Source organism: Marinospirillum sp. (assembly GCF_014859565.1).
Map to the genome: position 1 here is coordinate 1 of NZ_JACUUA010000337.1, position 2,909 is coordinate 2,909.

Annotated in this window: 4 protein-coding genes; 3 read left to right on the top strand and 1 reads right to left on the bottom strand. The window is 50.3% G+C overall.

Annotated features, from left to right (window positions below; all coding sequences use genetic code 11):
• Positions 1-193 precede the first annotated feature (193 nt).
• The 3 genes from IBX50_RS19290 to IBX50_RS19300 are packed head-to-tail and all read left to right on the top strand — an operon-like array spanning position 194 to position 1,577.
• Positions 194-964 carry a type IV toxin-antitoxin system AbiEi family antitoxin gene (locus tag IBX50_RS19290; protein WP_292258022.1) on the top strand — a complete coding sequence of 257 codons (771 nt, stop codon included), beginning with the start codon at positions 194-196 and terminating at the stop codon, positions 962-964.
• Positions 961-1,365 (top strand): nucleotidyl transferase AbiEii/AbiGii toxin family protein, encoded by a 405-nt coding sequence (locus tag IBX50_RS19295; RefSeq protein ID WP_292258023.1) that lies wholly within the window; start codon positions 961-963, stop codon positions 1,363-1,365. The genes IBX50_RS19290 and IBX50_RS19295 overlap by 4 nt, the downstream gene beginning before the upstream one ends.
• 23 nt (positions 1,366-1,388) lie before the next feature.
• Positions 1,389-1,577: a hypothetical protein gene (locus IBX50_RS19300; RefSeq protein ID WP_292258024.1), complete on the top strand. Its 189-nt coding sequence runs from the start codon at positions 1,389-1,391 to the stop codon at positions 1,575-1,577.
• A 161-nt stretch (positions 1,578-1,738) separates the two neighbouring features.
• On the opposite strand, the gene prpF is transcribed toward IBX50_RS19300, so the two are convergent.
• Positions 1,739-2,909: 2-methylaconitate cis-trans isomerase PrpF (gene prpF, locus IBX50_RS19305; RefSeq protein ID WP_292258025.1), on the bottom strand; the 1,171-nt coding region annotated here is incomplete at its 5' end.

The window sequence follows — 2,909 nt, forward strand, 5'->3', positions numbered from 1 at the left end:
AAAGGTGGTTATTTGTCCATCAAACGGGTGATCTGAACCTCATCTCAACACACAGTAATTAATGCGTTCCCTGCAGGTAGCTGCTGCAGAATCCAGGTTTAAAAATTTATATTTAAACGTATCCAGAATACCTTTAAATCACAAAAACAAACCATTCGATGCATAGGTTTAAAAAATCATTTATATTGGTAGTATGAATACTGCAAGAAAGTCAAAATTAAACACTCTCTTAAGCACACAGCCGGCAGGGGTTGTGCTGGCATCGTCATGGCTGGCCGACCAAGGTTATAGTCTGGATCTGCAAAAGCAGTATCGCAAAAGCCAGTGGTTTGACTCTATCGGGAAAGGTGCTTTGGTGCGCCATGGTGATCCTGTGGATTATCTGGGCGGCATCTACGCCTTGCAATCCCAGCTTGGCCTTACGGTACATCCGGCTGCTAAAACAGCCCTGTCGATGCTGGGCAGGTCACATTATCTGAAGCTGGCTACCAAAAAAGTGCAGCTCTTTGGCGGGGCTGATGATGCATTGCCGCTGTGGTTTCAGAAGCATGAGTGGGGGCTTGAGCTTGATTGTAAGCTGAGCGCATTTCTGCCGCCTGAGCTCGGACTGGTCGAGTTTGAGCATAAGAGCTTTTCGGTGAAAATATCCTCACCGGCCAGAGCCGTGATGGAATGCTTGTATCTGGCACCCAGGTTTCAACCCTTGCTTGAGGTGTTAGAGCTGATGGAGGGTCTGAATAATCTGCGCCCCACCAATGTGCAAAAACTGCTGGAAAACTGTAACTCGATCAAAGTGAAACGTTTGTTCCTGTATCTGGCCGATAAGGCTGGTCACGACTGGTTGGAGTATCTCAAGCTAGATAAAGTGGATCTGGGCTCAGGCAAGCGTGCGATCGTGCCGAACGGGATCTATGTTTCTAAATACCAGATCACAGTGCCAAGGGAACTGGAACAACACCTATGAATGATGCTTACACAAAGCAGGTCAAATTGTTGCTTGATGTGCTGCCTGAGGTAGCCAAAGAGCAATGTTTTGCCATGCATGGCGGCACAGCAATCAATTTGTTTGTGCGTGATATGCCACGGCTTTCGGTGGACATTGATCTGACCTATGTGAACATCAATACCCGCGATGAAGCACTGTCAGGGATTAATGCTGGATTGTTCAGTATGAAACAACGCATGGAGGCGCTGCGTTCTTCGATCCGTGTTCAGCACAAGGATACTGTGTGCAAGCTCCAGATTGAAGAAGGCGGTGTAAGCATAAAGATTGAAGTTAACATGGTCGGGCGAGGCCTGCTGGGCAAGGTGGAAAAAATGCCACTTTGTGAATCAGCTATGAAGAGTTTGAAGGTACAAGGCTAACCTTGATCGAGCAGGTCAGATCTGTGCTGGATGATCAGGACAAGGAATTTTTGTTAGGTCTTAACCGTTTGGAGCCTGACTGGTCTATTTATAATTATCAGGATTTTCCATCGGTGAAATGGAAGTTGCTCAATCTGGAGCGCTTTAAAACGGCCAGGCCGGATGAATATGCTCTGCAGCTCAAAGCACTAGAGGATATTCTGAAATTCTGACACCTAGAATCAGAGCAATTACCTGCTAACCCCCTGCTGTTCCGACTATGGCCTGTTTTTTTAAGGGCGAAGGTCGCGTTATTGATAAAAAGCCGCCTGCCGGATAATCCGACAGGCGGTTTTGTTGTTTGCAGCAGATTATTTCAGTAGCTGTGCTTCAATCAGAAGCTATCACCAGGAATGCGTACCGAACCTTCCATCAGCACTCGTGCACTGCGGCTCATCACGGCTTTGGTGGCAGTCCATTCACCATCCACCAGTGCTGCCGCCGCGCCAACACGCAGGGTGCCGGATGGATGACCAAAGGTGACTGAGTCCCGATCAACACCACCCGCCGCCAGATTAACCAGTGTGCCCGGAACCGCTGCCGCAGTGGCAATAGCTACAGAAGCCGTGCCCATCATGGCGTGGTGCAGTTTGCCCATCGACAAAGCACGCACACACACATCAATCTCACCGGATTTAATCTGTTTGCCGCTGGAGGCTTCATAACCTGTCGCCGGAGCCACAAAGGCGATTTTGGGAGTGTGCTGACGAGCAACCGCTTCGGAAATATCCTTGATCAGACCCATCTTCACCGCGCCGTAAGCACGCATGGTTTCAAATTTTGCTAGCGCCTCGGCATCCGAGTTGATGTCTTTCTGCAACTCAGTACCGGTGTAACCGATATCAGCAGCATTCACAAAAATGGTCGGAATACCGGAGTTGATCATGCTGGCCTTGAAGGTGCCAATGCCGGGCACTTCCAGATCATCCACCACGTTGCCGGTGGGGAACATCGAGCCTTCACCGTCAGCCGGATCCATAAACTCGATCACCACCTCGGCAGCTGGGAAAGTCACACCATCCAGCTCAAAATCACCGGTTTCCTGTACTTCACCGTTAGTGATCGGTACATGGGCAATGATGGTTTTGCTGATGTTTTTCTGCCAGATACGCACGGTACAGATGCCGTTTTCGGGAATACGTGAGGCATCCACCAGACCCTTACTGATGGCAAAAGCACCCACCGCAGCCGTCAGGTTGCCGCAGTTACCGGACCAGTCCACAAACGCCTTGTTGATGGCGACCTGACCAAACAGGTAATCCACATCGTGATCCGGCTGTTGGCTTTTCGCCAGAATCACGGTTTTGGAGGTGCTGGAGGTGGCACCACCCATCCCATCAATCTGCTGACCATAAGGATCAGGGCTGCCGATCACCCGCTGCAGAATCTTGTCACGCGCTTCACCCGGCACCTGCGCCACTTCGGGCAGGTCGGTCAGGCTGAAAAACACACCCTTGGAAGTACCGCCACGCATATAGGTGGCGGGGATTTTAATCTGGGGAACA